The sequence below is a fragment of the Rhodococcus sp. NPDC057529 genome (genome assembly GCF_042802055.1).
In the GTDB taxonomy this organism is placed as follows: domain Bacteria; phylum Actinomycetota; class Actinomycetes; order Mycobacteriales; family Mycobacteriaceae; genus Rhodococcus_F.
This window is the reverse complement of record NZ_JBHVEY010000049.1, coordinates 1-26,529: the sequence shown is the minus strand read 5'-3', so window position 1 is coordinate 26,529 and position 26,529 is coordinate 1. Positions and strand designations below refer to the sequence as shown.

Annotated in this window: 26 protein-coding genes and 1 tRNA gene; 23 read left to right on the top strand and 4 right to left on the bottom strand. The window is 68.1% G+C overall.

Going from position 1 to position 26,529, the window contains the following annotated elements:
* Window positions 1-221, bottom strand: a 221-nt coding sequence (locus tag ACFU5V_RS42305) for a hypothetical protein (protein WP_378433876.1), incomplete at its 3' end; no start/stop codon positions are given.
* 316 nt (window positions 222-537) lie between these two features.
* Between ACFU5V_RS42305 and ACFU5V_RS42300 the strand changes: the two genes are divergently transcribed.
* The 5 genes from ACFU5V_RS42300 (at window position 538) to ACFU5V_RS42280 (ending at window position 6,685) form a co-directional block, all read left to right on the top strand.
* On the top strand, window positions 538-2,154 hold the full coding sequence (locus tag ACFU5V_RS42300; RefSeq protein WP_378707293.1) for an ABC transporter substrate-binding protein: 1,617 nt from the start codon (window positions 538-540) through the stop codon (window positions 2,152-2,154).
* 120 nt (window positions 2,155-2,274) lie between these two features.
* Window positions 2,275-3,201 carry an ABC transporter permease gene (locus tag ACFU5V_RS42295; protein ID WP_206007388.1) on the top strand — a complete coding sequence of 309 codons (927 nt, stop codon included), beginning with the start codon at window positions 2,275-2,277 and terminating at the stop codon, window positions 3,199-3,201.
* The gene (locus ACFU5V_RS42290) at window positions 3,194-4,162 is read left to right on the top strand and encodes an ABC transporter permease (protein WP_378707291.1); all 969 of its coding nucleotides are present in this window, start codon (window positions 3,194-3,196) and stop codon (window positions 4,160-4,162) included. The genes ACFU5V_RS42295 and ACFU5V_RS42290 overlap by 8 nt, the downstream gene beginning before the upstream one ends.
* 5 nt (window positions 4,163-4,167) lie before the next feature.
* Complete coding sequence (locus tag ACFU5V_RS42285; protein ID WP_378433873.1) at window positions 4,168-5,904, top strand: dipeptide ABC transporter ATP-binding protein; 1,737 nt, start codon at window positions 4,168-4,170, stop codon at window positions 5,902-5,904.
* A 31-nt stretch (window positions 5,905-5,935) separates the two neighbouring features.
* Window positions 5,936-6,685 carry an oxidoreductase gene (locus ACFU5V_RS42280; RefSeq protein ID WP_378433872.1) on the top strand — a complete coding sequence of 250 codons (750 nt, stop codon included), beginning with the start codon at window positions 5,936-5,938 and terminating at the stop codon, window positions 6,683-6,685.
* Between the two features lie 414 nt (window positions 6,686-7,099).
* On the opposite strand, the gene ACFU5V_RS42275 is transcribed toward ACFU5V_RS42280, so the two are convergent.
* Window positions 7,100-7,936 carry an HAD-IB family hydrolase gene (locus ACFU5V_RS42275; protein ID WP_378433871.1) on the bottom strand — a complete coding sequence of 279 codons (837 nt, stop codon included), beginning with the start codon at window positions 7,934-7,936 and terminating at the stop codon, window positions 7,100-7,102.
* 383 nt (window positions 7,937-8,319) lie between these two features.
* Between ACFU5V_RS42275 and ssd the strand changes: the two genes are divergently transcribed.
* From ssd to ACFU5V_RS42235, 8 genes are all read left to right on the top strand, one after another.
* Window positions 8,320-9,405 carry a septum site-determining protein Ssd gene (gene ssd, locus ACFU5V_RS42270; RefSeq protein WP_378707289.1) on the top strand — a complete coding sequence of 362 codons (1,086 nt, stop codon included), beginning with the start codon at window positions 8,320-8,322 and terminating at the stop codon, window positions 9,403-9,405.
* Window positions 9,402-10,601 carry a TadA family conjugal transfer-associated ATPase gene (locus tag ACFU5V_RS42265; RefSeq protein ID WP_378433869.1) on the top strand — a complete coding sequence of 400 codons (1,200 nt, stop codon included), beginning with the start codon at window positions 9,402-9,404 and terminating at the stop codon, window positions 10,599-10,601. Before ssd ends, ACFU5V_RS42265 begins: the two co-directional genes overlap by 4 nt.
* Window positions 10,598-11,389 (top strand): type II secretion system F family protein, encoded by a 792-nt coding sequence (locus ACFU5V_RS42260; RefSeq protein ID WP_378707287.1) that lies wholly within the window; start codon window positions 10,598-10,600, stop codon window positions 11,387-11,389. Before ACFU5V_RS42265 ends, ACFU5V_RS42260 begins: the two co-directional genes overlap by 4 nt.
* Window positions 11,386-11,973 (top strand): type II secretion system F family protein, encoded by a 588-nt coding sequence (locus ACFU5V_RS42255; protein ID WP_378433867.1) that lies wholly within the window; start codon window positions 11,386-11,388, stop codon window positions 11,971-11,973. Before ACFU5V_RS42260 ends, ACFU5V_RS42255 begins: the two co-directional genes overlap by 4 nt.
* A gap of 57 nt (window positions 11,974-12,030) precedes the next feature.
* Window positions 12,031-12,249: a DUF4244 domain-containing protein gene (locus ACFU5V_RS42250; RefSeq protein WP_012691430.1), complete on the top strand. Its 219-nt coding sequence runs from the start codon at window positions 12,031-12,033 to the stop codon at window positions 12,247-12,249.
* Complete coding sequence (locus ACFU5V_RS42245; protein WP_378433866.1) at window positions 12,249-12,623, top strand: TadE family type IV pilus minor pilin; 375 nt, start codon at window positions 12,249-12,251, stop codon at window positions 12,621-12,623. The genes ACFU5V_RS42250 and ACFU5V_RS42245 overlap by 1 nt, the downstream gene beginning before the upstream one ends.
* Entirely contained in the window at window positions 12,620-12,976 is a 357-nt protein-coding gene (locus ACFU5V_RS42240; protein WP_378433865.1) for an Rv3654c family TadE-like protein, read from the top strand. The genes ACFU5V_RS42245 and ACFU5V_RS42240 overlap by 4 nt, the downstream gene beginning before the upstream one ends.
* A gap of 188 nt (window positions 12,977-13,164) precedes the next feature.
* Window positions 13,165-14,574, top strand: a complete 1,410-nt coding sequence (locus ACFU5V_RS42235) for an MFS transporter (RefSeq protein ID WP_378707284.1) — start codon at window positions 13,165-13,167, stop codon at window positions 14,572-14,574.
* A gap of 10 nt (window positions 14,575-14,584) precedes the next feature.
* Here the strand turns inward: ACFU5V_RS42235 and ACFU5V_RS42230 are convergent, their stop codons facing one another.
* On the bottom strand, window positions 14,585-15,499 hold the full coding sequence (locus tag ACFU5V_RS42230) for a LysR family transcriptional regulator (RefSeq protein WP_378433863.1): 915 nt from the start codon (window positions 15,497-15,499) through the stop codon (window positions 14,585-14,587).
* Between the two features lie 110 nt (window positions 15,500-15,609).
* Here ACFU5V_RS42230 and ACFU5V_RS42225 point away from each other — a divergent pair, with 110 nt between their 5' ends.
* Window positions 15,610-16,530 (top strand): CoA transferase subunit A, encoded by a 921-nt coding sequence (locus ACFU5V_RS42225; protein WP_378707282.1) that lies wholly within the window; start codon window positions 15,610-15,612, stop codon window positions 16,528-16,530.
* A complete protein-coding gene (locus ACFU5V_RS42220) occupies window positions 16,527-17,309 on the top strand; it encodes a CoA-transferase subunit beta (protein WP_378433861.1) in 783 nt (260 codons plus the stop codon). The genes ACFU5V_RS42225 and ACFU5V_RS42220 overlap by 4 nt, the downstream gene beginning before the upstream one ends.
* Before the next feature lie 16 nt (window positions 17,310-17,325).
* Here ACFU5V_RS42220 and ACFU5V_RS42215 read toward each other — a convergent pair whose 3' ends face one another.
* A complete protein-coding gene (locus ACFU5V_RS42215; protein WP_378707280.1) occupies window positions 17,326-19,689 on the bottom strand; it encodes a DEAD/DEAH box helicase in 2,364 nt (787 codons plus the stop codon).
* Window positions 19,690-20,085: 396 nt separating this feature from the next.
* Between ACFU5V_RS42215 and ACFU5V_RS42210 the strand changes: the two genes are divergently transcribed.
* The 8 genes from ACFU5V_RS42210 (at window position 20,086) to ACFU5V_RS42175 (ending at window position 26,392) form a co-directional block, all read left to right on the top strand.
* Window positions 20,086-20,289, top strand: a complete 204-nt coding sequence (locus ACFU5V_RS42210) for a cold-shock protein (protein ID WP_005248460.1) — start codon at window positions 20,086-20,088, stop codon at window positions 20,287-20,289.
* A gap of 140 nt (window positions 20,290-20,429) precedes the next feature.
* Window positions 20,430-21,014 (top strand): hypothetical protein, encoded by a 585-nt coding sequence (locus ACFU5V_RS42205; protein WP_378433859.1) that lies wholly within the window; start codon window positions 20,430-20,432, stop codon window positions 21,012-21,014.
* Between the two features lie 137 nt (window positions 21,015-21,151).
* Complete coding sequence (gene topA / locus ACFU5V_RS42200; RefSeq protein WP_378433858.1) at window positions 21,152-24,073, top strand: type I DNA topoisomerase; 2,922 nt, start codon at window positions 21,152-21,154, stop codon at window positions 24,071-24,073.
* Window positions 24,074-24,125: 52 nt separating this feature from the next.
* Window positions 24,126-25,340, top strand: coding sequence for a DNA polymerase III subunit delta' (locus ACFU5V_RS42195; RefSeq protein ID WP_378433857.1), 1,215 nt, complete (start codon window positions 24,126-24,128; stop codon window positions 25,338-25,340).
* Between the two features lie 31 nt (window positions 25,341-25,371).
* Window positions 25,372-25,444 (top strand) — tRNA-Thr (locus tag ACFU5V_RS42190).
* Window positions 25,445-25,543: 99 nt separating this feature from the next.
* Window positions 25,544-25,981 (top strand): DUF2752 domain-containing protein, encoded by a 438-nt coding sequence (locus ACFU5V_RS42185; RefSeq protein WP_378707278.1) that lies wholly within the window; start codon window positions 25,544-25,546, stop codon window positions 25,979-25,981.
* A 42-nt stretch (window positions 25,982-26,023) separates the two neighbouring features.
* Window positions 26,024-26,146: a hypothetical protein gene (locus ACFU5V_RS42180; protein WP_005248443.1), complete on the top strand. Its 123-nt coding sequence runs from the start codon at window positions 26,024-26,026 to the stop codon at window positions 26,144-26,146.
* A 48-nt stretch (window positions 26,147-26,194) separates the two neighbouring features.
* Window positions 26,195-26,392: a hypothetical protein gene (locus tag ACFU5V_RS42175; protein ID WP_378442615.1), complete on the top strand. Its 198-nt coding sequence runs from the start codon at window positions 26,195-26,197 to the stop codon at window positions 26,390-26,392.
* Window positions 26,393-26,529 lie beyond the last annotated feature (137 nt).

Below are 26,529 nucleotides of genomic sequence, written 5' to 3'. Positions count from 1 at the left end.
GGCGTGTGCCAGTGCAGGCGCTCGGCCTGGGTCGCCCAGAATGCGAGTCGGTCCTCGTCTGCGGCAGCCTGGAGTTCGGGTCCGGCGTTCGCAGTAGCGGTGAACTCGGGGCTCGGCGCGTAGGCCACCGGGATGCCGTCGTGCGGTTCGGACTTCCCCGTCGCTCCGCTCGCCTGTGCGGCCTTCCCCGTCGCTCCGCTCGCCTGTGCTGCACTGGTCATTGTGGGCCGGCCTTCTTTCCAGTCTCGAATTCGGCACTTCTAGCACGTGTGAGGGTAGTCACAAGGGCTCCCGAGCGCACCGTTGCACAGGGTTGCATGCCCATATTCTGCGACGATCGGTCGAATAGGCGCGACGGACGGCAAGCGCGGACGACGAGTGGCGACCTCTCTGCAGACGATGTTTCGATCGGGTGCCGATTCCGCGAGTTTCACCCGTCGTGGCCACACAGATTGAAACGTTGACTTATCGTCATCCCATCGTTCGGGCTGCGCCCGGCACGGCTGCCCGGAACCATGCAGATCTGGGAGGAACGTCTTGCGCATCACACGTGTGGCAACCGCCGTTCTGGCGGTCGGCCTGGCAGCAGGGATGCTGTCCGCCTGCTCGTCCGGCGACTCGACGGGCGGAGGCGGCAGCGGCATCGTCAACGCCTGGGCGGGTGAACCGCAGAATCCGTTGATTCCCACCAATACCAGCGAGAATCAGGGTGGCCGCGTCGTCGATGCGCTGTTCGCGGGGCTCGTCTCCTACGACTCCGACGGTGGTGTGAACAACGAGGTCGCCGAGTCCATCGAGACGACCGACGGCAAGAACTTCACGGTGAAACTGAAGGACGGCTGGACGTTCACGGACGGCACACCCGTCACCGCGGCCTCGTTCGTCGACGCCTGGAACTACGGCGCGCTGTCGACGAACGCGCAGCTCCAGGCATCCTTCTTCGACCCGATCCAGGGCTACGACGAGGTAGCTGCCGAGAACCCCACGGCGCAGACCATGTCGGGACTGAAGGTGGTCGACGATTCGACGTTCACGATCGAATTGAAGCAACCCGAGTCCGCCTTCCCGGACCGTCTCGGTTTCGCCGCGTACTACCCGCTGCCCGCGGTGGCGTACCAGGACATGGCCGCGTTCGGCGAGAATCCCGTCGGCAACGGTCCGTACATGATGTCGGGTCCCGGGGCGTGGCAGCACAACGTGCGCATCGACACCGTCGTGAACCCCGATTACAACGGCAACCGCAAGCCGAAGAACGCCGGCGTCGACTTCGTCATGTACAACAGCCTCGACACGGCCTACACGGATCTGCTCGCGGGCAATGTGGACGTCCTCGACCAGGTGCCGCCGAGTGCCGTCACCACATTCGAGACCGACCTGCCCGGTCGCACCGTGAACCAGCCGTCCGCGACCATCGAGACGTTCACGATCCCGGGCCGTCTGCCGCACTTCAGCGGTGAGGAGGGCACGCTGCGCCGGCAGGCCATCTCGATGGCGATCAACCGTGACCAGATCACCCAGCAGATCTACAACAACACCCGCACCCCCGCGCTCGACTTCACCAGTCCGGCCATCGAGGGCTGGTCGGATTCGCTCGTGGGCAACAGCAACCTGAAGTACGACCCGGAGGCGGCGAAGCGGCTGTGGGCCCAGGCCGACGCCATCGCCCCGTGGTCGGGCAGTTTCGAGATCGCGTACAACGGGGACGGCGGCCACAAGGAATGGGTCGACGCCACCGCCAACAACATCCGCAACACCCTCGGTATCGACGCGAAGGGCAAGGAGTATCCGACGTTCGCGCAGATCCGCACGGAGGCCACCAACCGGACCATCCCCAGCGCGTTCCGTTCGGGGTGGCAGGGCGACTACCCGCAGCAGTACGGCTTCCTCGCACAGAACTACCAGACCGGCGGCAGCTCCAACGACGGCGACTACTCGAACCCCGAGTTCGACCGCCTGCTGCGCGCCTCCGCGGGTGAGGTCGATCCCGAGAAGGCCCAGGACCTGCTGAACCAGGCGCAGGAGGTTCTCCTGCGCGATCTTCCCGCGGTCCCGACGTGGTACCGCAACGCGGCGAGCGGCTGGTCCGAAAACGTGTCGAACGTGGTCATCGATTGGAAGGGCATCCCGATGTATTCGGACATCGAGAAGAACTGACGCACGGGAAGTTCTCCGACGGGTGGGGCCGCGAGCTGTCAGTTCGCGGCCCGTTCGGGAGTACGGGCCGAGGCTCCGGATTCCTGACGTCACGGTCCCCGACGAATAGGAGGTGATCCGATGCTCTGGTACGTCGGTCGCCGTTTGCTCCAGATGATTCCCGTGTTCATCGGGGCCACTTTCCTGATCTACGCGATGGTGTTCCTGCTTCCCGGCGACCCGATCGCCGCGTTGGCGGGCGACAAGGCCCTCAGCCCCGCGGTGGCGGCGCAGCTCCGCGCCCGGTACCACCTCGACCAACCGTTCCTGATGCAGTATTTCCTGTATCTGAAGGGCATCTTCACGCTCGACTTCGGCACGTCCTTCTCCGGTCGCCCCGTCAGCGAGGTCCTGGCGCAGGCCTTTCCGATCACCATCAAGCTGTCACTGATGGCACTGGCGATCGAGGGGATCTTCGGGATCGGCTTCGGCCTGTTCGCCGGGCTCCGCAAGGGCGGCATCTTCGACAGTTCCGTCCTCCTCGTCAGCCTGGTGATCATCGCGATCCCGATCTTCGTCATCGGTTTCCTGGCCCAGTTCTTCATCGGCGTGAAGTGGGGGCTGGTGCCGCCGACGGTCGGGGGCAACACCAGTTTCAAGAATCTGCTGTTGCCCGCCTTCGTCCTCGGGTCGGTGTCGTTCGCGTACGTGCTCCGGCTCACGCGGACGTCGGTCGCCGAGAACCTCACCGCCGACTACGTGAGAACAGCGACGGCCAAGGGTCTTTCGCGGCGCCGGGTGGTGCAGGTGCACGTGCTGCGGAACTCGCTGATCCCGGTGGTCACGTTTCTCGGCGCCGATCTCGCCACCCTGATGGGCGGCGCGATCGTCACGGAGGGCATCTTCAACATCAACGGCGTCGGCGGCACGATCTATCAGGCGGTGACCCGCGGTGAGGCGCCCACGGTGGTGTCCTTCGTGACAGTGCTGATCGTCATCTATCTGCTCGCCAACCTGATCGTCGACCTCCTGTACGCCGCGCTGGACCCGAGGATTCGCTATGTCTGAGAAAGTGGAGGACGCCCGCCCGGGCGACCGGAAGACCCGTCAGGCGCATTTCGTGGCGCCCGAGGAAGTGGCGGCGCCGGGGGAGACCGACGCCGTCCACATCGACCAGCCGCCGACGAGCATGTGGTCGGACGCGTGGCGCGACCTCCGTAAGCGTCCATTGTTCCTGGTCGCGTCGGTGATCATCGTCGTGGTGGTCGCTGTGGCGGCGTTTCCGGACCTGTTCACCAGCACGGATCCCCGGTTCTGCGATCTCGCGTTCAGCATGCAGGGACCGTCGGCGGGCCACTGGTTCGGATTCGACAAGCAGGGCTGCGACATCTACTCCCGCACGATCCACGGGGCGCGGGCGTCGGTGCTGGTGGGTGTCGGCGTCACGTCGATCGTGCTCGTGGTGGGCGTGGTGTTCGGTTCGGTCGCCGGGTTCTACGGCGGCGCGGTGGACTCGCTGCTGTCCCGGGTCGCCGACATCTTCTTCGGCATCCCGCTCATCCTCGCGGCGATCGTCCTGATGCAGCTGTTCACCAACCGCACCATCTGGACGCTGATCGTCGTCCTCGCCCTGTTCGGGTGGCCGCAGATGGCGAGAATCGCTCGAGGCGCGGTGATCTCGGCGAAGAGCAACGACTACGTGATGGCGTCGCGGGCGCTCGGCGTCTCGAACGTGCGCACCCTGATCCGGCACGTGCTGCCGAACTCCCTGGCCCCGATCATCGTGATCGCGACCATCTCCCTCGGCATCTACATCGTGGCCGAGGCGACGCTGTCGTTCCTCGGCATCGGGCTGCCGTCCACCGAGATCTCGTGGGGCGGAGACATCAGCACCGCCCAGGTCACGCTGCGTCAAGGTTCGCCGATCCTGTTCTACCCGGCGACCGCGCTGGCGATCACGGTGCTCGGTTTCATCATGATGGGCGACGCCCTCCGGGATGCACTCGATCCCAAGGCCCGGAAGAGGTGAGCGCGATGACCGCGAACGATGCGGCCGGCCCGCAGAATTCGGGCGACGAGGTGCCGCTGCTCGAGATCCGGGACCTGGAGGTGTCGTTCCAGTCCCATTCCGGGCTCGTGCCCGCGGTGCGCGGGGTCAGCCTCACGGTGTATCCGGGGCAGACGGTCGCGATCGTCGGTGAGTCCGGTTCGGGCAAGTCCACCACCGCCCACGCGATCATCAACCTGCTGCCCGGGACGGGACGGGTGACGGGCGGTCAGATCCTGTTCGAGGGACAGGACCTGGCGGAGGCGTCCGAGCGTGAGTTCGTCGCGCTGCGCGGGAAGAAGATCGGCCTGGTCCCGCAGGACCCGATGTCCAACCTCAACCCGGTGTGGAAGGTCGGATTCCAGATCGAGGAGGCGTTGGAAGCCAACGGGATCGCGAAGGGTAAGGCCGCGAAGGCGCGTGCCGCCGAACTCCTCGAGGAGGCCGGGCTCGCCGACGCCGAGAACCGGCTGGGCCAGTATCCGCACGAGTTCTCCGGGGGCATGCGCCAGCGCGCGCTCATTGCCATCGGGCTGTCGGCACGCCCGCAACTGCTGATCGCGGACGAGCCCACGTCGGCCCTCGACGTGACGGTCCAACGTCAGATCCTCGACCACCTCGACGGTCTCACCGACGACCTCGGCACCGCGGTCCTGCTCATCACCCACGATCTCGGTCTGGCCGCCGAGCGGGCGGAGCACCTGATCGTGATGAGCAAGGGGCGGGTGGTCGAGGCGGGGCCCGCGCTGGAGATCCTGCAGCGGCCGCGTCACCCGTACACCCGGAAGCTGGTGGCCGCGGCGCCGTCGCTGGCGTCGCAACGGCGGAGTTCTTCGCTGGCCCGGGCGGACATCCGGGAGCACGCGCTCGAGGTGGTGGGCGAGGCGGAACAGCACGGGCAGATCGGCGTCGAATTCGGCAAGGCCACGGACGACGTGGTCGTGGCCACCGGGCTGACCAAGGTGTTCAAGATCCGCCACGGATTACGGAAGTCCACCGACTTCACCGCCGTCGACGACGTCTCGTTCGCGGTCCGGCGCGGCACGACCACGGCCATCGTCGGCGAGTCCGGGTCGGGCAAGTCGACGGTCGCGCAGATGGTGCTGGGACTGCTCGCTCCGACATCGGGGAATGTGGTGTTCGACGGCAAGGACGTCGCGACGTTGGACCGCAGGGAGACGCTCGCGTTCCGCCGCCGGGTGCAGCCGATCTTCCAGAACCCGTACGGCACGCTCGACCCGATGTACTCGATCTTCCGCACCGTCGAGGAGCCACTGCGCACCCACAAGGTGGGGACGAAGGCGGAGCGGGAAGCGCGGGTCCGCGACCTGCTGGACAAGGTGGCGCTGCCGGCTTCGGTGATGCGGAGGTTCCCGAACGAGTTGTCGGGGGGCCAGCGGCAGCGAGTGGCGATCGCCCGGGCGCTGGCGCTGCAGCCCGAGATGGTGGTGTGCGACGAGGCGGTGTCGGCGCTCGACGTGCTGGTCCAGGACCAGATCCTCACGTTGCTGAACGACCTGCAGGCGGAACTGGGTCTGACCTATCTGTTCATCACCCACGACCTGGCGGTGGTACGGCAGATCGCCGATGACGTGCTCGTCATGTCTGCAGGCGCGATCGTGGAGAAAGCCACCACCGACGAGGTCTTCACGGCGCCGAAGGAGGAGTACACGCGGAAGTTGCTGGACGCGATTCCCGGCGGATCGATCCGGCTCGGCGCCTGACCCGCGGCGGCGCCGGGTAGCGTTCCGGTACGTGAGCGACCCGTTGCAGCCCCTCGTCGACCTTCCCGGTGTCCGCGAAGCCGCGGACCGTGCGCGCGACGCGCTCGGCGCGGTTCACCGCCACAAGACCAACCGGCGCGGCTGGCCGACCACCGCGGCCGAGGCGGCCGTCAGGGCGGCCCGCGCCTCCGCGTCGCTGGACGGGGGCAGCACCGAGCTGCCTACCCCCGGTGAGGCCGGCGACCCCATCCTGTCGGGTGCCTTGCGCGTCGGGCAGGCCCTCGACGGTGACGCGCTCACGCTTCTGCAGTCCACCTGGCAGCGCGCGCCCCTGCAGGCTCTCGCGCGGCTGCATCTGCTCGCCGCGGCCGATCTCGTGGAGGATCAGGAGTTGCTCGGCAGGCCACGAGCCGGGGCCGGTGTCGCGGAGCGACTCGACGGTCTGGCTCAGCTCGTGACGGGGGGCACGGCCGCACCCGCACCGATTCTGGCGGCAGTGGTGCACGGTGAATTGTTGACGCTGAGGCCGTTCGGGGTGGGCGACGGCATCGTCGCGCGCGCCGCGTCCCGTCTGGTCTCGGTGTCGAGTGGGCTCGATCCCCACAATCTCGGGGTTCCGGAGGTCAGCTGGTTGCGCCGGCAGCAGGCGTACCGCAACGGGGCCGCGGCCTTCGCCTCGGGCGAACCGGAGGGGGTCGGGAGCTGGGTCGTCCTCTGCTGCGGTGCGCTGGAGGCCGGAGCCCGCGAGGCCACGTCCATCGCGGAAGCGGCGGCGAGCTGACTGGAATCCGTTGCACGGCAACATGTTCCCGAACATGTGAAACGGGCGGCGCTGCCGACTGGTGTCGACTTCGCCGCCCGTTAGCACGGACAACCGGTTACCAAGCGTGCAATGGTGGGTTGTGTGGGTGGCCTCGGCGAGAGTCCGAATATCGTCGGGTCGTCCTTGCAACCTGTGCAGGGTCCTTGCCGGTGAAGACTCGAGTCTCGCAGGCCCACAACGCTTTTGCCCTTATAGTGGCTTATGCTTCGCGTGGGTACCTAGTGCCCGTGCTGGGAATCCTGGTCGGGAGATCGATCCTTCTCTTCTGGGTCGACCTTGGCCTTCCGTTCTTCCGTAACTCCTTTGTACCCCGTGACCCCCCTCACATCAAGTATCAAATTAGGTTTGTGACCGTGTCGCGGGTTGCGGCGGTCAGCGCTTGCGGCGCAACACTCCATAGGTGAATGCGCCCGCCACCAGGGCCCCGACGCTCACCGCGGCGGTGGTCGCCACGGTGGTGGCGGACGGCGCCTGGAGGCGCGCCCTGAGGGAGACCGGATTCGAGAAAGTCAATATGGGCCAACCGTTTCCGGCCGCGGCCTTCCGGAGCGCCCGGTCCGGGTTGACGGCCGTCGGGTGGCCGACCGCGGTCAGCATCGGCAGGTCGGTCACGGAGTCGGAGTAGGCGTAGCATACCGACAGGTCGTAGTGGCATTCGTCGGCCAGTTGCCGCATCGCCTCGACCTTGCCGTCGCCGTAGCAGTAGAACTCCACCTCCCCCGTGTAGAGCCCGTCCGCGACCGCCATGCGGGTGGCCATGCTGCGCGTCGCCCCGAGTGCTTCGGCGATCGGCGTCACCACCTCCTCGCCCGACGCCGAGACGACGATGACGTCGTGACCGCGGAGCTTGTGGTCCGCGATGAGGTCGGCGGCCTCCGCGAAAACCAGGGGGTCCACGATGTCGTGGAGGGTCTCGGCCACGACGGACCGGACCTGCTCCACGTTCCAGCCCGCACACATGCTCGTGAGGTAGGCGCGCATCCGCTCCATCTGATCGTGGTCCGCGCCCGACAGCAGGAACAAGAACTGTGCGTAACTGCTTTTGAGGACGGACCGTCGATTGATCAGGCCCTGGTCGAAGAACGGTCTGCTGAAGGCGAGCGTGCTGGATTTCGCGATGATCGTCTTGTCGAGGTCGAAGAATGCGGCAACCCGACCCGTTTCGGTGTGTCGACCTGTCTTGGCACTTCTCTGTGGCTTCGCGGTCACAATGTCCAAGGATATGCGGACTTCGGCCCTGGGTGCGTGTTCCGTGCAACCGCCCGGAACAGGGGCGTTCGGTATCTCCGACACCGTAAAACATTTGAACAGTTGAACTTGCAAATACTGATCTGGGGAGGTGTAGTATTGCTGATGTCCGGATTTGATCCGGACGATGTTCAGCCCGACCCCCCGGGGCTGAACACTGACGACCCTCGCCTCCTCCCCCCCTGGCGAGGGTCGTCCTCTGTCTGCGGCCGGTCCGCCGCCCCGCGCGCCCTGCTCCCAAGAAATTGGTGCGGTAGTACCAGTTTTTATCCACAGCCCCGAAGTTGTCCACAATTCGAGCACGGCACCTGCCGCGGGTCTCCGGCAGCAGGCACGCTCGCTGCATGGACGCACGAGACGGTGGTGAAGTGCTGGTGCTGGTCGACGATCCGGCGCTGCTGCACAGCATCAGGCGCGTAGCGGCGGCGGCCGACCGGACGCTGAACGAGACCGAGATCGCCGACGCCCGGCACGCCTGGGGCAGCGCGCCGATCGTCGTGCTCGACGCGCGTGCGGCCGCCGCGTGCCGCAACCGCCTCCCGCGCCGGCGCCGGGTCGTGCTGCTCTGCGACGGCCCGCCGGGCATCGACGAGTGGCGGATCGCGACCGCGGTCGGCGCCGAACACGTGCTGGCCGTGCCCGACGACGAGTCGGCCCTGGTCGCCGTTCTCGGCGAGCAGCCCCAGCGGCCCGACGCGGACGGAACCGTCGTCGCCGTGGTCGGCGGCTGCGGCGGGGCCGGCGCCTCCACCCTGGCGGCGGCGACAGCCCTCACCGCGGCGACGCGGCCGCAGCCCACACTGCTGCTCGACACCGACTCGTGGGGATCCGGGCTCGACGTGCTGCTGGGCATCGAGGACGTGCCAGGACTGAGGTGGTCGGGACTGTCGATCGAAGGCGGCAGGATATCCGCGGGCGCGCTCCGGGACGCACTGCCCGCCCGCGGCGAGCACCTGCGGGTCCTCGCCTGCAGCAGGACCGGGCACGGCGCGGGACCGACGGCGGCCGCGGTCCGCGCTGTCACCGACGCCGGGCGACAGGCCGGCGACCTGGTCGTGTGCGACGTGTCGCGGTTCCCGGGCCCGGTCAGCGAAGTCGTCCTCGAACTCGCCGACCTCGTGGTCCTCGTCGTGCCCGCGACCGTCCGAGCCTGCATCGCCGCGGGGAAGGTGGCGCAGTGGATCACCGAACGGAATCCCAACCAGGGACTCGTGGTCCGTGGCCCGGCACCGGGCGGGCTTCGCGGCGCCGACGTGGCGGAGGTCCTCGACCTGCAACTGATCGCATCGATGCGCGCCGAGCGCGCGCTCACCGGAATGCTCGAACACGGCGGTCTGCGGCCGGGGCGGCGCTCCCCGCTGGGCGCCGCGGCCGACGCGGTCCTCGATACCGTCGGCAACAGACCGCGGACCCGGGAGTGGGCGGCATGAGTTCCCTCGTCACCCCCGACCTCCTCGACCGTGTGCGCGAACGCCTCGCGCACACGTCCGGCGAGCCGACACCCGCGACGGTCGCCGCGGCCATCCGGACAGAGTCCGGCGGCGTGCTCGGCGACACCGACCTGCTCGGTGCGTTGCGGGTGCTCATGACCGAACTCACGGGTGCGGGCCCGCTCGAGTCGCTGCTGACGGAGCCCGGTGTCGCGGACGTGCTCGTCACGGCGCCGGACCGGGTGTGGGTGGACCGCGGCCGCGGACTCGAACGCGCAGCGGTCCGGTTCACGGACGAGGCGGCGGTGCGCCGACTCGCCCAGCGGCTCGCGCTGTCGGCCGGTCGCCGCCTCGACGACGCTCAGCCGTGGGTCGACGGAAGGCTGCGGGACGTCGGGAACGGCTCGTTCGGTGTACGGCTGCATGCCGTCCTCGCGCCCGTCGCTCAGGGCGGCACCTGCCTGTCGCTGCGGGTGCTGCGCCCGGCCACCCAGGGGCTCGGCGCGCTCGTCGCGGGCGGCGCCGTCACCGAGGCGGCTCACGATCTGCTGGTGAAGATCGTGCACGCACGCCTCGCCTTTCTGGTCACCGGCGGCACCGGGGCGGGGAAGACCACGCTGCTGGCCGCGTTGCTGGGCGCGGTGGATCCGGCCGAACGGATCGTCTGTGTGGAGGACGCCGCGGAGTTGGCGCCGACGCACCCGCACGTGGTCCGGCTGGTGGCCCGGGCGCCCAACGTCGAGGGCGTGGGCGAGGTGACCGTCCGGGATCTCGTTCGGCAGTCCCTCCGTATGCGACCCGACCGGATCGTGGTGGGTGAGGTGCGGGGCGCGGAGGTGGTCGACCTGCTGACGGCGCTCAACACCGGTCACGACGGTGGCGCCGGAACGGTGCACGCCAACTCGCCCGAGGAGGTGCCTGCCCGGCTCGAAGCGCTTGCGGCACTGGGCGGAATGGACCGCGCGGCGCTGCACAGTCAGCTGGCCGCGGCCGTGCAGGTGATCCTGCACGTCCACCGGTCGTCGAGCGGAGCACGGCAGTTGACGCAGATCGGTGTCGTCACTCGCGACGAGCACGGACGCGTCACGATCGTTCCCGCCTGGAGTCACGACACGGGGGAGGGGCCGGCGGTGGACCGGCTCCGCCGCTGGTGTTCTCGGCGGGAACCGGCGGTGGCGGGTGGGGAGGCGTCGTGATCGCAGGTCTGATGGTGCTGGCGTGTGCGGTACTGGCGGTGCCGTCCGCGCGGTCGCGTCCGCGCTTGCTCGCGGTTGCCGGACGGGGAGGTTCCCGGCGGCGGATGGGTCTGCCCTGGGCGGTTCCGGCCGCACTCGTGTGCGCTCCGGTCGTGTACGAACTGGGCGGGATCTGCGCCGTTCTGGCGTCGGTGATCGTCTGTGTGACAGTGCGGTTCAGGTCGGTGCGACGTCGGTCGGCCCGAGCGAAGGACGCCGATCTGCGCGTCGTCCTGGCGGGCCTCGAGGTGGTGACGGCGGAACTCCGCGTGGGTGCGCATCCCGCCGCGGCATGCCGGACGGCGGCCGACGAATCGGTGGGCAGTGTGTCGGCGGCGTTCCGGGCCGCTTCGGCACGCTCGCGGCTCGGGGGATCCGCAGCCGACGGGTTCCGGATCGCGGACTCCCGGGTCGGCACCGAGTTGGGGCGGATCGCCGACATCTGGGCGGTGGCCGACGCGCACGGTCTCGCGCTGGCGGAGCTGCTCGAGGCGGCGCGGACGGACCTGTTGGGGCGCAGTCGCTTCCGTCAGCGGACCGAGGCGTCCCTCGCCGGAGCGAGGGCGACGGCGACCGTGCTGGCCGGCCTGCCGCTCCTGGGTGTCGGTCTCGGTCAGATGATGGGGGCGTCTCCGCTGGCGGTGCTGTTCGGCGGCGGGGTGGGCGGCATCCTGCTGCTGCTCGGTGCGGGATTGGTGTGCGCGGGACTGCTGTGGACCGACCGGATCACCGGACGGGTGACGGGATGATCTGGGGCGCGGTACTTCTCCTCGCGTGTGCCGTGGTGGTTCTCCCCGCACCGAGATCACCGGTGCAGCGACTGCGCGGCGACACCGGCGGTCCGGGCGATTCGGTGGCCGCGGCGGACGACCCCACACGCCGCGAGGACCCGCTCGCGACCGCCGCCGCCTTCGACCTGCTGGCAGCGTGCCTGCGCGCAGGGTTACCGGTCGCGACCGCGGCGCAGGCGGTGTCGCGGTCCGCGCCGGCGCCGCTGTCGGAATCGCTTCGCCGTGCCGCAGACCTGCTCTCGCTCGGCGCGGACGCGGCGACCGCGTGGGAGGCGGCGGCGTCGGACCCGGCCACCGAATCGCTCGCCCGGATGGCGCGACGGTCGGCGGCATCGGGTTCGTCGCTCGCCGGTTCGATGACGGAACTCGCCGCCGACGGCCGCACCCAGGTCGAGCACCTGGCGGCGGCATCGGCCGAACGGGCGGGCGTGCTGATCAGCGGTCCGCTCGGGCTGTGCTTTCTGCCGGCGTTCATCTGCCTCGGGATCATCCCGGTCGTCGTCGGGCTCGCCTCGCGCGTACTGGACGGCGGGTTGCTGTGACACGCAGACACTTCCGGCGCAGAACCGCTGCGCCGGTCACTCTGAAGGGGGAACATCATGAAACACGGAATCCGGTCTCTGGCGGCAGTGCGGGCACTGACGGCCCACCTCGCTCTGCTCGCGACGGACGAGGACGGCATGTCGACCGCGGAGTACGCCATCGGCACCATCGCGGCCGCGGCGTTCGGGGCCGTCCTGTATTCGGTCGTCACCGGCGACAGCATCGTCACGGCGTTGACGAACATCATCGACAAAGCGCTGAACACCGCGGTGTGATGAGGTTCGCCGACAACCTGCGCCGGTCGGACGCGGGCGGTGTCACGGTGGAGGCGGCGATTGCGATCGCGTCGATCGTCGCGGTGGTCGTGCTGTGTGTCGGCGCGATCACCGCGGTGACGCTGCATGTCCGGTGTGTCGATTCGGCGCGCGAGGCCGCCCGGCTCGCCGCCCGCGGAGATCACGAGTCGGCAATCTCCGCGGCGGAGAGGGTGGCCCCGGGCGGCGCCGACGTGTCCGTACGGACCGAGGGGGAGTTCGTCGTCGCGACTGTGCGGGCACACAGCCCACTTCTTCCGCTGGTGACCATCTCCGCGGAGGCGGTGGCCGCTCTCGAACCCACGGTGCCGGGGTGGAGTGGGGGAGGCCGGTGAGTGCGGGGATCTCCGACGACCGCGGGGCCGCGACGGTGCTGGCGTGTTGTGCGCTCGCGGCCCTGGTGGTGGTCACGGCGATGCTGGTGCACGTCGGTTCGGCGGTGGCGGTGCGGCACCGCGCGCAGTCGGCCGCGGATCTGGCCGCTCTCGCTGCGGCCGTCGCTCTGGACCGCGGCACCGACGCGGCGTGCGACGCGGCGCGGGAGGTCGCGGGGCGGATGCGCACCGAGGTCGTGTCCTGTGAGGTCGACGACTGGGACGTGGAGGTCGCGGTCACCGCGCCGGTGCTGCTGTCCGTGCCGGGGGTCCGGGACGCCCGGGCGGTGGCGAGGGCGGGCCCCGCGGAGTGACGTCGACGGCGGGGCGGCACTGGTGACGCCCATCGCTCCAGCGTGCGCGGGGTTTCCCGGATTATGACCAGATCGGTAATAATCCTCGGCCGGAGAAGTATTGGACGGCATGGATCCTGTGATGCGAGTCTCACTGAAGCGAGCTGGTTTCCATTCACACCACTCCCCTTGGCGAGAGAGGGCACTACATGACCACGGCACCACCGCAGCGGACCGAGGCCGAGACGAAAGCACGGAGAGCGGGCATCGCCTCGTTCATCGGCACCACCATCGAGTGGTACGACTTCTACATCTACGGCACCGCGTCCGCCCTGGTCTTCGGTCAGGTGTTCTTCTCCGACACCCTGCCGGCGGGCATGGGCACCCTGCTCGCGTTCGTCACGCTGTGGGCAGGGTTCCTCGCCCGACCGATCGGTGGCATCGTCTTCGGGCATCTCGGCGACAAGATCGGCCGGAAGACCACCCTGGTCATCACGCTCGTGATGATGGGGACCGCCACGGTCGGGATCGGTCTCCTGCCGTCCTACGCGCAGATCGGAGTGTGGGCGCCGGTCGCGCTGGTCTTCCTCCGCGTCGTTCAGGGCGTGGCCGTGGGTGGAGAGTGGGGCGGTGCCGTCCTGATCGCCAGTGAGAACGCACCCAAGGGCAAGGGAATTCTGTACTCCGCGTTCGCGCAGCAGGGGTCGCCCGCCGGAAACCTTCTGGCCACGATGGCGTTCTTCCTGCTCTCCGCGATGCCCACCCCGGAATTCGTGCTGTACGGCTGGCGAATCCCGTTCCTGATCTCCGCGGTCCTGGTGATCGTCGGCATGGTCATCCGCCTCAAACTCGAAGAGTCGGATGCCATGAAGACCGTGCTGAAGCGGAAGAAGACCGTCGCACTGCCGATCGGTGAGGTGCTGCGAAAGCATTGGGTCCTCGTCCTGCTCGGTGCGGGCGCGCTGCCCCTGGCGCAGGTGACGTATTTCAAGAACACCTTTGCGTTGTCGTGGGCCACCAGCGAACTCGGCTACGACCGTGGCACGTTCCTCGGTGCCATCGCGATCGCCCTCGTGGTGCAGTTCATCGTGCAGCCGTTCGGCGCCGTCCTGGTGTCCCGAATCGATATGCGGAAAGCCATGTGCATCATGGTGATTCCCGAGTTCGTGCTGATGCCGGCGATGTTCTTCGCGATCCGGACCGAGAACTTCGCCGTCGCCGTGGTGGCGATGTGCCTCGCGACCATTCCGCATTCGATGTTCTACGGCGCCATCGCCGGTGTGCTCGCGCGTGCCTTCCCCGCCAACATCCGCTACACCGGACTGTCCGCGGCCTACCAGTTGTGTTCGCTGATCGTCGGCGGCGGTACCCCGGTGCTGGCGCAGTGGATGCTCAACTCGTCCGGCAACATCGTCGGTGTCGCGTTCGTGTCGGCCGGCTACGCCGTCGTGTCGCTGGTCTGCACGCTGCTGCTCCTGAACCGGACCGGATACGACGCGCGCCGGTTGTCGACGGCGGAGCAATCCGACGCCGACGAACTGCAACTCGACGTCGAGTACGACGACGAGGCCGACGGCACTCCGAGCGCAGGGCAGGCACATGCGACAGCCCACTCCTGACCGCGCGGTGTCAGTCCGGAGTGGGCGGTCCTTCGGGAGTAGGCAACGCCTCCTCGGACAGCCTGAGGACTTCCCGCAACGCGGCGCTGTCGTCGTCCGCTCGCCACGCGATCCGCAACTGCAGAGTGCTGGGACCTCCGACCAGTGGGAGGAACACGACATCCGGGTTGTTGACGTTCTCGACGACGGAGGAGACGGTCAACGCGCAGCCGACTTCCGCGGACACCAACGCCATCAACGACATCGAGTCCGGTGCGCTCTGCACGATCCGGGGTGTGAAACCGGCATCGTGGGCCGCCCTCTGCAGCGAGTCGCGCAGCGCGGATCCGGGATCGGCGGGCAGTGCCACCCAGGGCTCGGTCGCCAGCTCCTCGATCCGGACGCCGTCCTTGCCTGCGAGCGGGTGGTCGGCGGTCACGGCCACCACGAAGTCCTCGTTGAGGATGACACGGGACGCGATGCCGGGCGGGGTGAAGATCCACCGGCCCAGACCGATGTCGAGGGTTCCGTCGAGGAGTTTGTTCAGTGCCTCGCTCGCGAAAGCGGAACTGTTCAAGACGAATTCGATGCCCGGATGAGTGTGTCGGACGAGTTTCGCCCACCGTCCGATGAGCAGATGGGACGAGACGCCGGAGAAGCCGATGCGCACCCGGCCGATCTGGCCGCGCCCGGCGGCGGCGACGGCGATCTCCGCGAGCCGGCAGGCGTCCAGGATCTCGCGCGCCGGGCCGAGCAGTGCCTCGCCGGCGGAGGTGAGGCGGACGTTCCGGGTGTTCCGGTCGAACAGGGTTGCCCCGAGTTGCTTCTCCAGTTGCCGAATGGTTCTGCTCAGCGGGGGCTGAGCCGAGTGCAGGCGCTGTGCGGCCCGGCCGAAGTGCAACTCCTCGGCGACCGCGAGAAAGGCAGTGATCTGAGAAATCTCCACGACAGAACTATTGCAGTTCGAGCAATAGAACTGTCAACACTTTTGAGCGCGACGGCGGTAATCAGGTCGGAACGGTCCCGAAGCGACGTCCGGCCGGTCCGGAGAAGGGCATGGCAATGAGCAAAGTGGTCAGCATGGCGGAGGCCATCGAGACGTACGTCGACGACGGCATGACCGTGTGCCTCGAGGGCTTCTCGCATCTCATCTCGTTCGCGGCTGCGCACGAGATCATCCGGCAGCAGCGCCAGAACCTGACGCTGTGCCGGATGACGCCGGACATCGTGTCCGATCAACTCGTGGCCGCCGGCTGCGTCACCAAGCTCGTGGCGTCGTTCTTCGCGAGCGGCTCGGCCGGGTCGCTGCACGAGTTGCGACGACGCATCGAGCGCCACGATCCGGTGCCGCTCGAGGTAGAGGAGTACAGCCACTACGGAATGGTCTGCCGCTATCAGGCCGGCGCGGCCGGTCTGCCGTTCTTTCCGCTGCGGTCCTACGCCGGAAGCGATCTTCCGCGGCTCAATCCCCGAATTCGCCTGGTCGACGACCCGTACGGGGAGGGCACCGTGTACGTCGTTCCGCCGCTGAACCCGGACGTCACCATCGTTCACGCGCAGCGCGCCGACCGTCACGGCAATGTGCAGATCTGGGGGATCTCCGGGGTCCAGCAGGAGGCGGTCTACGCCGCGAGGAAGGCGATCGTGGTCGTCGAGGAGATCGTCGACGACGACGTCGTCCGCTCCGACCCCAACCGAACGGTGATCCCCTCCCACGCCGTCGACGCCGTCGTCGTCTGTCCACGTGGGGCGCACCCCTCTTATGTGCAGGGCTACTACGACCGGGACTGCGGGTTCTACCGGCGCTGGACCGCGATCAGCAAGGACTCGGGACTCCTCCAGGCGTGGCTGAAGGAGTGGGTCCACGGCACCGCGAATCACGAGGAGTACCTGGACAAACTCGGCGGCGACTACTGGGACGACCTCGCCGTCGCGCCTCGATTGTCCGAACCGGTCGACTACGGGAGCAGAAAATGACCACAGCACGAGTCGGAGGGATCTCGGCGACCGAGGTCATCGTGTCCGTCGCCGCCCGTGAACTCGCCGGGAAGGGACGTGTCTTCGCCGGCGTCGGACTGCCGACGCTCGCCGTCGACCTGGCCAAGCGGACCAGCAACCCGGACGTCGAACTGATCTACGAATCGGGCGTGTGCGGCGCCCATCCCAGCGCGATGGCCGAGGGCATCGCCGACTCGGTGGTCGTGTCGGGTGCGGAGTCGGTGGTGTCGATGTCGGCGTTGTTCGGGTACGTGCTGCAGGGCGGCAACGTCGACGTCGGGTTTCTCGGCGCCGCCCAGATCGACAGGTACGGCAGCCTCAACACCAGCATCATCGGCGACTGGGACAAGCCGACGGTCCGGTTGCCCGGTGCCGGTGGTGCCGTGGAAATCATGCCCAACGCCGGCGAGATCTTCGTGGTGATGCGGCGCCACGATCCGAGCGCCTTCCCCGCGGAACTCGACTTCTGCACGTCGCCGAGCCCGGTCCGGGCCCGGGCGGCGGGCGACGGGATCGCCCCCCGCGGTCGCGGGGTGACGAAGGTGTTCACGAACCTCGGCGTGCTGTCGCGGCAGGGCCCGTTCGACGAACTCGAGTTGGTCAGCGTGCACGAGGGGGTCACCGTCGACGACGTGCGGGCCCAGACCGGCTGGGAGTTGAAGGTCGCGGACGATGTCACGGTCACCGCGCCGCCGACCGGCGAGGAGATTCACCTGCTCCGCGACGTGATCGACACGGTGCGGTTGTATCTGCGCTGATCGGAAGGCCCGTATCTCAGCCGAGCGAGTCCAGCACCGCCGACAGGACCCGGATCGCCCCGTCCTTGTCCAGGGGATCGTTGCCGTTTCCGCATTTCGGCGAGTACACGCAGGACGGGCACCCGGACGTGCATTCGCACGAGCGGATCGCTTCGCGGGTCGCGCCGAGCCAGCGGGTGAGTTCGGCGTGCCCCCGGTCGGAGAATCCGGCGCCACCGGCATGACCGTCGTAGACGAACACGGTGGGAAGTCCGGTGTCGGCGTGCAACGCCGTCGAGACGCCGCCGATGTCGCCTCGATCGCACACCGCGACGAGGGGCAGGAGACCGATCGCCGCATGTTCCGCGGCGTGGAGCGCCCCGGGCACGCGCTCCGCCGGAACACCCGCCTGCAGCAGAAGTTCCGGGGTGACCGTGTACATCACTGCGCGGGTGGGGAGGGTGTGCTTCGGCATGTCCAGTTCGACGGCGTCGAGGATCTCGCCGGACGACAGTCGCCGCAGGTACCCGATCACCTGATGGGTCACCTCGACCTCGACGAGCGCGACCTCCACGTCGCCGAACTGCTTCTGCTCGAGCACCGAGGTGACGGTGATCTCGGTGGTTTCGCGGGCCGACGTCGTCCAGTCGGGGTCCTCCGCGTGGACGAGGGCGAGACCCTGGTCGAGGTCGAGTTCGTCGACGACGTACGACTCGCCCTGATGGATGTGCACGGCACCGGGGTGCGCCGTGGCCGGAGCGCGGCCGGTGTCGACCGTCCCGAGCATGCGTCCGGATTCCGACACGACAATCGCAACCTGGGTTCCGATTCCACCCCGGATATCCACTGCGCCATGAGGATTTGTGCCGGCGGTGACGAACCACCCGTGTACACGCCGGCGGATCAGTCCCTGCTCCGACAGCTTCGCGAGCACGTCGAGTGCCCCGAACGCTTCGACCTCCGCGTCGGACAGTGGTAGTTCCATTGCCGCGCAGAGCAACTGCGGGCCGAGGACGTACGGATTGCTCGGGTCGGTGACGGTGGCCTCGACGGGCTTGTCGAGCAGCGCGGCCGGATGATGGACGAGGTACGTGTCGAGCGGGTCGTCTCGCGCGACCAGCACGACGAGCGAACCTTCGCCGCGCCGGCCGGACCGGCCGCCTTGCTGCCAGAACGACGCCACCGTGCCGGGGAACCCGGCGACGACGACGGCGTCGAGGCCGGCGATGTCGACGCCCAGTTCCAGCGCATTCGTCGTCGCCGCGCCCAGCAGGGTGCCGTCGGCGAGGGCTGTCTCGAGTTCACGCCGGTCCTCGGCGAGGTAACCGGCCCGGTACGACGCGACGCGCGACGCGAGTGCGGGATCGATCTCCCCGAGTAGACGTTTGGTCGCCATCGCGGTCAGTTCGGCGCCCCGGCGGGAGCGCACGAAGGTCAGCGTGCGGGCGCCTTCGACCATCAGATCGGCCATGATGCGGGCGGCCTCGGAGCCTGCGGGCCGCCTGACCGGGCTCCCGTTCTCCCCGGTGACCTCCCGCATGAGCGGGGGTTCCCACAGCGCGACGGTCCGGGGACCGTGCGGCGAACCGTCTTCCACGATCTCGGCGCAGGGCGCCCCGATCAGCCTCGACGCCGCCGCCCCGGGGTCGGCGGTGGTGGCGGACGCGAGGACGAAGACGGGGTCGGCGCCGTACCGCGCCGCGATGCGTCGCAGCCGCCGCAGCACGAGCGCGACATTCGAACCGAAGACGCCACGGTAGGAGTGGCATTCGTCGATCACCACGTACGCCAGATTGCGGAAGAAGTGCGCCCATCGCTGATGGGTCCGGAGAAGCGAGATGTGCAGCATGTCGGGGTTCGTGAAGAGCCACCGCGAGTTCTCCCGGGCCCAGTGCCGCACCTCGAGTGGGGTGTCGCCGTCGAACGCACACGGGTACGCACCGCGCAGGTCGTCCCCGGCGTCCAGGACCTCGGAGTCGATGAGTGCCGTCACCGCCCGGAGCTGGTCCGCCCCCAGCGCCTTGGTCGGCGAGAGGTAGAGGGCGGTCGCCCGCGGATCCGTTGCCAGAGTGGTGAGTACCGGAAGCTGGTAGGCGAGGGATTTACCCGAGGCGGTGCCGGTGGACACCACGACGTTCGTGCCGTGATGCGCCAGGTCGGCGGCAGCGGCCTGGTGGGTCCAGGGGCGGGCGATCCCGTTCTCCTGCATGGCCCGGACGACGCTCGGGTGCGCCCAGGCCGGCCATTCCGACAGCTGGGAAGTCCGGGCGGGCATTTCTGCGGCGAAAGTGAGCGGCTTTTCGTCCCGGGGAACACCCTCGAGGACTCGGTTCAGGAGTGTTCGGCCGTATGTTTCGCCCGTATTTCCACTGTCGTCACGGGGTGAAAACGGTGTGCTCACTGAAGTCTCCGGGCTGTCGTAGGGACGGGCGAGTAGCTTCCACACCGCCACGACCTGCGCATTTGATGATAACGAGTGCCTCCGGAGGCCTGTCGTCCGGGGTGTCGCGACGCCGTCGCTAATGCCCAGTTCCGTGCCTGTTCGCTACAAGATCAACTTTTTGTGTGAATTGTTCGGATTTCGACTGTTGCGTTCCCGGAGTTCATGGTTGACTACAACTGGTCGCAGCTTCTGTGTTCGTAGGCTTGAAAGAGTGAACGTTCGCAGGATCGATGTTGCGAACGCGGTGCTCTGCTTTTCCTGAGGGGGAAATCTAGAAGTACAGCGGTCGGAACCGGCCCGGCGGACTGTATGTGCTGTCCGCCGAATCCGGTGGTTAGAAAGAGAAGGAAAAGCATGGCACAGGGCACTGTGAAGTGGTTCAACGCGGAAAAGGGCTTCGGCTTCATCGCACCCGAAGACGGCTCCGCTGACGTCTTCGTTCACTACTCCGAGATCCAGGGCAGCGGCTTCCGCACCCTCGAGGAGAACCAGCGCGTGGAGTTCGAGGTCGGCCAGGGCACCAAGGGTCCCCAGGCAACCGGCGTTCGCGCAGTCTGATTCTGCCGTTCACGTTCGTGAACACGTAAATCAGATAGGCGGGGTCCTCGCGGCCGCGTCTGATTCGTCCCCCATCGCCTGAGGCGGTGGGGGACGAGTCGTTTTCACGGCAACGGTGCCGTGGCAAAGGGGGTACTTCAGTGAGCCAGCTCTCCTTCTTCTCCGCGGAGGCGATGCCGCCGGCAGTCACCGATCTGTGCGGTCTGCTCGCGGCGACGGGCCAGGTGGTCACGTCCGGCGGGCGGGCACGCATCTCGATCGTGGTCGACGCGCAGTGGCGGGCGGAGGCGATCGCGGAGCTGATCGAGCAGGCCGGACTCGAGGTCGAGATCACGCGCAGCGACGAAGGCAGCCCCCTGGTCCGCACCGCGTCCGTCGTCGACCTGCGGCCTCTCGCGGACCAGTGGACGAGGGGAGCGGTGAAGGCGGTGCCCTCCGGCTGGGTGCCGTCGGGGCGTCAGCTGAGGGTGTGGGCGCTTGCGTCGGGCAGGGGTGAAGCGGAGGGCGAACGGTTCGTCCTCGGACTCGATCCGCACGCCCCGGATACCCACGCGCCGTTGGCGCAGGCGTTGATGCGGGCGGGCATCGCGCCGACGCTGATCGGCACCCGTGGGTCCGGTCCGGGGCTCCGGATCTCGGGTCGGCGTAGGCTCGGCAGACTCGTCGAGAGCATCGGCGAGGCTCCCGGAAACGTGGACGACCGTACCGGTTGGCCCCACGTGTAGAGCCGTGTAGACGGTACTGATCTGCGAGGATGGGTTCCGGGTATGTCACTCTAGTAATAGGCGAACCGGGTATAAAAGGGTTTGTCTGCACAACTGTCGAGTGGCAGCGATCGACTTCAGGAAGGCTCGGGCTTCACGTGGCTAAAGGGGACAACGGCAGTGCACAGGGTGCGGCGGGAGCGTCCGGCCAGCCTCGCCGCCTCGTGATCGTCGAGTCGCCGACCAAGGCCCGCAAGATCGCCCCGTACCTCGGGAAGAACTATGTCGTCGAGGCGTCGGTCGGCCACATCCGCGACCTTCCGCGAGGAGCAGCCGACGTCCCGGCCAAGTACAAGGGTGAGTCGTGGGCGCGGCTCGGCGTCAACGTCGACGAGGATTTCGAACCGCTCTACGTGGTCAGCCCGGAGAAGAAGTCCAAGGTCACGGAGCTGAAGAGCCTCCTCAAGGACGCCGACGAACTCTTCCTCGCCACCGACCCCGACCGCGAGGGCGAAGCGATCGCCTGGCACCTGCTCGAGACGCTCAAGCCGAAGATCCCGGTTCGCCGGATGGTCTTCCACGAGATCACCGAGCCTGCCATCCGCGCCGCGGCCGAGGACACCCGCGAGCTCGACAACGACCTGGTCGACGCGCAGGAGACCCGCCGCATCCTCGACCGTCTGTACGGCTACGAGGTCAGCCCCGTGCTGTGGAAGAAGGTCATGCCGCGGCTGTCGGCAGGCCGCGTGCAGTCCGTCGCGACGCGCGTCATCGTGCAGCGGGAACGCGAGCGGATGGCGTTCCGCTCGGCCTCCTACTGGGACATCTCCGCGACTCTCGACGCCGGCGCGGACGCCAGCCCCCGCAGTTTCGGGGCGCGTCTGGTGACCGTCGACGGGTCCCGGGTGGCCTCCGGCCGCGACTTCGGTTCGGACGGACAGCTGAAGACGAGCACCGTCACGGTCCTGGACGAGGCGCGGGCTCAGCGTCTGGCCGAGTCCCTCGCGGGTGTCGATCTCACCGTCTCCTCCGCGGAGAGCAAGCCGTACACCCGCAAGCCCTACGCGCCGTTCATGACGTCGACGCTGCAGCAGGAGGCGGGCCGCAAGCTGCGATTCACGTCCGAGCGGACCATGCGCATCGCGCAGCGCCTGTACGAGAACGGTTACATCACCTACATGCGTACCGACTCGACGACGCTGTCGTCGTCGGCGATCGCTGCCGCCCGGGCGCAGGCCACCGAGTTGTACGGCGCCGAGTACGTGCACGACACTCCGCGGCAGTACACCCGCAAGGTCAAGAACGCGCAGGAGGCGCACGAGGCGATCCGCCCCGCCGGCGACGTGTTCCAGACCCCCGGTCAGCTGCATTCGCGCCTCGACACCGACGAGTTCCGCCTGTACGAGCTGATCTGGCAGCGCACTGTCGCGTCGCAGATGGCCGACGCGCGAGGCACGACGCTGACGCTGCGGATCACCGGAACCGCGGGCACCGGCGAGGAGTGCACGTTCTCCGCATCGGGCCGCACGATCACGTTCGCCGGATTCTTGAAGGCCTACGTGGAGAGCGTCGACGAGGAGGCCGGCGGGCAGTCCGACGACGCCGAGTCGCGTCTGCCGGTTCTCGTCGAGGGCCAGGCGGTCACCGCCACCAAACTCGACCCCGACGGCCACACCACCAACCCGCCCGCCCGGTACACCGAGGCGAGCCTGATCAAGACCCTCGAAGAGCTGGGCATCGGCCGCCCGTCCACGTATTCGTCGATCATCAAGACCATCCTCGATCGCGGATACGTCTACAAGCGCGGCAGCGCGCTCGTCCCGTCCTGGGTGGCGTTCGCCGTGATCGGCCTTCTCGAGATGCACTTCGGACGGTTGGTCGACTTCGACTTCACCGCCGGTATGGAAGACGACCTCGACGCGATCGCCGGTGGCCGCGAACAACGCGGCAACTGGCTCAGCAGTTTCTACTTCGGCGGCGATCACGGAGCCGAGGGTTCGGTGGCCCGTGAGGGCGGCCTGAAGAAGATGGTCGGCGTCAACCTCGAGGAGATCGACGCCCGCGAGGTCAACTCGATCAGGCTCTTCGACGACTCCGAGGGACGGGAAGTGCACGTCCGCGTCGGACGGTTCGGTCCGTACCTCGAACGGATGGTCCAGAACCCGGACGACCCCGAGGGCGACCTCGTCTCCCAGCGCGCCAACCTGCCCGACGACCTTCCGCCTGACGAGTTGACACCGGAGTACGCGGAGAAGCTGTTCTCCACTCCGCAGGAGGGTCGCAAGCTGGGCGTCGACCCGCTGACGGGGCACGAGATCGTCGCGAAGGAGGGCCGCTTCGGCCCGTACGTCACCGAGATCCTGCCCGAGCCGGAACCGGAGCCCGAACCCGCCGTGGTGCCGGTGACCGACGAATCGTCCGACGGGACGACCAAGACGAAGACCGCCGCCGCCAAGAAGGCGCCCGCGAAGAAGGCGGCGAAGAAGGCCACCGGTCCGAAGCCGCGGACGGGCTCGCTGCTCAAGTCCATGGACCTGGCGACGGTGACTCTCGACGACGCCCTCAAGCTGCTGTCGCTGCCGCGTGTGGTGGGTGTCGATCCGGAGTCGAAGGAGGAGATCACCGCGCAGAACGGCCGTTACGGCCCGTACCTGAAGAAGGGCACGGACTCGCGGTCCCTCGCCACCGAGGACCAGATGTTCACGGTGACCCTCGAGGAGGCGCTGAAGATCTACGCGGAGCCCAAACGCCGCGGGCGTCAGGCCGCCGCCACCCCGCCGTTGCGTGAGCTGGGCGTCGACTCGGTCAGCGAGAAGCCGATGGTGATCAAGGACGGCCGGTTCGGTCCGTACGTCACGGACGGTGAAACCAACGCCAGCCTCCGCAAGGGCGACGAGGTGGAGTCCATCACCGACGCTCGCGCTTCGGAACTGCTCGCGGATCGGCGTGCCCGCGGCCCCGTCAAGAAGAAGGCCGCTGCGAAGAAGGCCCCCGCCAAGAAGGCCGCGAAGAAGACCGCTGCCAAGAAGGCGCCGGCCAAGAAGGCCGCCTCGAAGAAGGCCGCGGACAAGAAGGCGTGAGCCGGTACCTCGGGCCGGTAGGGATGTCGCACGTGCCGGTTAGGCTGGCGCGGTGACGGTATTCGACCGGTTGGTGGGCCAGGAGGACGTCGAGTCCGAACTGACGGCCGCGGCGACTGCCGCCCGTCGTGGAGTCGGCGAGATGGGCTCCGCGATGACGCACTCGTGGCTGTTCACGGGCCCACCCGGCTCGGGTCGGTCGGTGGCGGCGCAGTGTTTCGCCGCCGCCCTGCAGTGCACGAGCGACGGCACTCCCGGCTGCGGCGTCTGCCACGCCTGCACCACCGCGATGGCCGGCACCCACGGTGACGTCCGGCAGGTCGTCCCCGAGGGCCTGAGCATCAGTGTCAAGGAGATGCGCGCCATCGTGCAGACCGCCGCGCGCCGGCCGAGTACCGGGCGCTGGCAGATCGTGGTCGTCGAGGACGCGGACCGGCTCACCGAGGGTGCGGCCAACGCGCTCCTGAAAGTGGTGGAGGAGCCACCGGACCGCACCGTGTTCCTGCTGTGCGCTCCGTCCGTCGACCCGCAGGACATCTCCGTGACGCTGCGGTCGCGCTGCCGGCACATCCATCTCGTGACGCCGTCGGCCGACTCCATCGCCAAGGTCCTGCGTGAGCGGGACGGGCTGGCCCCTGAAGACGCGCAACTGGCGGCCTCGATCAGCGGCGGCCATGTCGGCCGGGCGCGGCGTCTCGCGACGGATCTGAACGCCAAGGTGCGTCGGAAGGACGCGCTGGACCTGGCGGTCGCGGCGCTGCGGCCCGCCACCGCGTTTGCCGCTGCGGAAGAACTGGTGCGTTCCGCCGACGCGGAGGCTAAGGAGATGAGTGCCGCCCGGGACGAGCAGGAGACCGAAGAGTTGCGCACCGCTCTGGGCGCGGGCGGTACCGGTAAGGGGGCGGCCGGAGCGCTCCGCGGCTCGGCGGGTGTGCTGAAGGATCTCGAGAAGCGCCAGAAGTCCCGGGCCACTCGCACGGGCCGTGACGCACTCGACCGCGCACTGATCGATCTGGCCGGTCTCTACCGCGACGCGCTCGCCGTCACGTGGAAGTCGAACGCCGCCGCGAATCACCCGGACATGGCCGATCGGGCCGCCGACCTCGCGTCGCGAACAACCCCGGAAGGCCTTCTGAAGTGCATCGAAGCGGTCCTCGAGTGCCGTGAGGCGATCACCGTCAACGTCAAACCGCAGTGGGCTGTCGACGCCATGGTGGCCACTCTCGGCGACGCGTTCAGGGAGCCGTTTTCGCATACTCGGGGTTGAGGCGCTAGACTCGCCACCGCCGAAAGGCACCGCTGCCTTAGCTCAGTCGGTAGAGCATTTCACTCGTAATGAAAAGGTCGAGAGTTCGATTCTCTCAGGCAGCTCAGCGGTCCTCTGGCCCTTCCCGATCAGTCGGGAAGGGCCAGAGTCGTCTCCGGGGGTCCGATCCACCGCAGATCGGAAGAATCGGGAAGACTGGACGGGTGGACACCCAGAGTGGAACTCCGGCGACGCGGGCGGTCGGTCTGCGTGCGCTCGGAGCACCCGCCGCTGTCGCCGCCGGCGCCGTGGTTGCGGCCGCCGTCCTCCACTTCCGGGACCCGCACCAGCCGGGTTCGTACGGCTTCTGTCCCGTCTACGCGCTGACCGGGTGGTGGTGCCCGGCCTGTGGAGGGCTGCGGGCGGTGCACGACCTGACCAACCTCGACCTCGGCGCGGCCGTCGCCGGCAATGTTCTGATCGTCCCGTTCATCGCGGTCATGATTTTCGCCTGGATCGGCTGGGCACGTCACCGCTGGCAAGGACGACGCGACCGCATCTTCGTGGTGGGACCGAGAGTGACAGTCGGTGTGCTCATTCTCCTTGCGGCGTTTACCGTCACCAGGAACACATCTTGGGGAAGCTGGCTCGCGCCGGTCTGACACCTGGTCGCCGCGGGCACGAAACAGAGAGTCGGTTCACAGATGGCAATGCAGGTCTTTTCGTTGATCGCGATCCTGGGCGCGCTGATCGTCCTCATTCCGACCGCGCTGCGAGTCTTCGGCAAGAGCGACAACGTGAAGGCGCCGGACGAGACCGAGGAGTGACCGCGTTGCACTCTCGACAACCCATCGCCGCGCGACCATGATTTCGATATGAGCGATTCGCTGAAGGACCGGGTGCGCGAGAAGCTGTTGCGTCAGCTGGCCGAGGACGGGGGGCATCCAGTCCAGGAGGCGGAGGGGGACGACCCACGATTGGTCTCCATCGACTCCGACCTCGCGACGTTGGAACAGGCATCGGAGGGAGATCGGGTGATCGAGGAGCTGGCTGCCAAGTACTGGGTGCCCTGAATCGGCCGAATAGCGACGCTGACCTGGCGATTTGGTGTTCTCGTTTCCCTTCGCGTAACTTATTCCAGGTCAGAGCGACACGGACACCGACCCCGGCCGGAAGGCGGGGGACACGAGGTTGGACGAAGGCGCCTGGT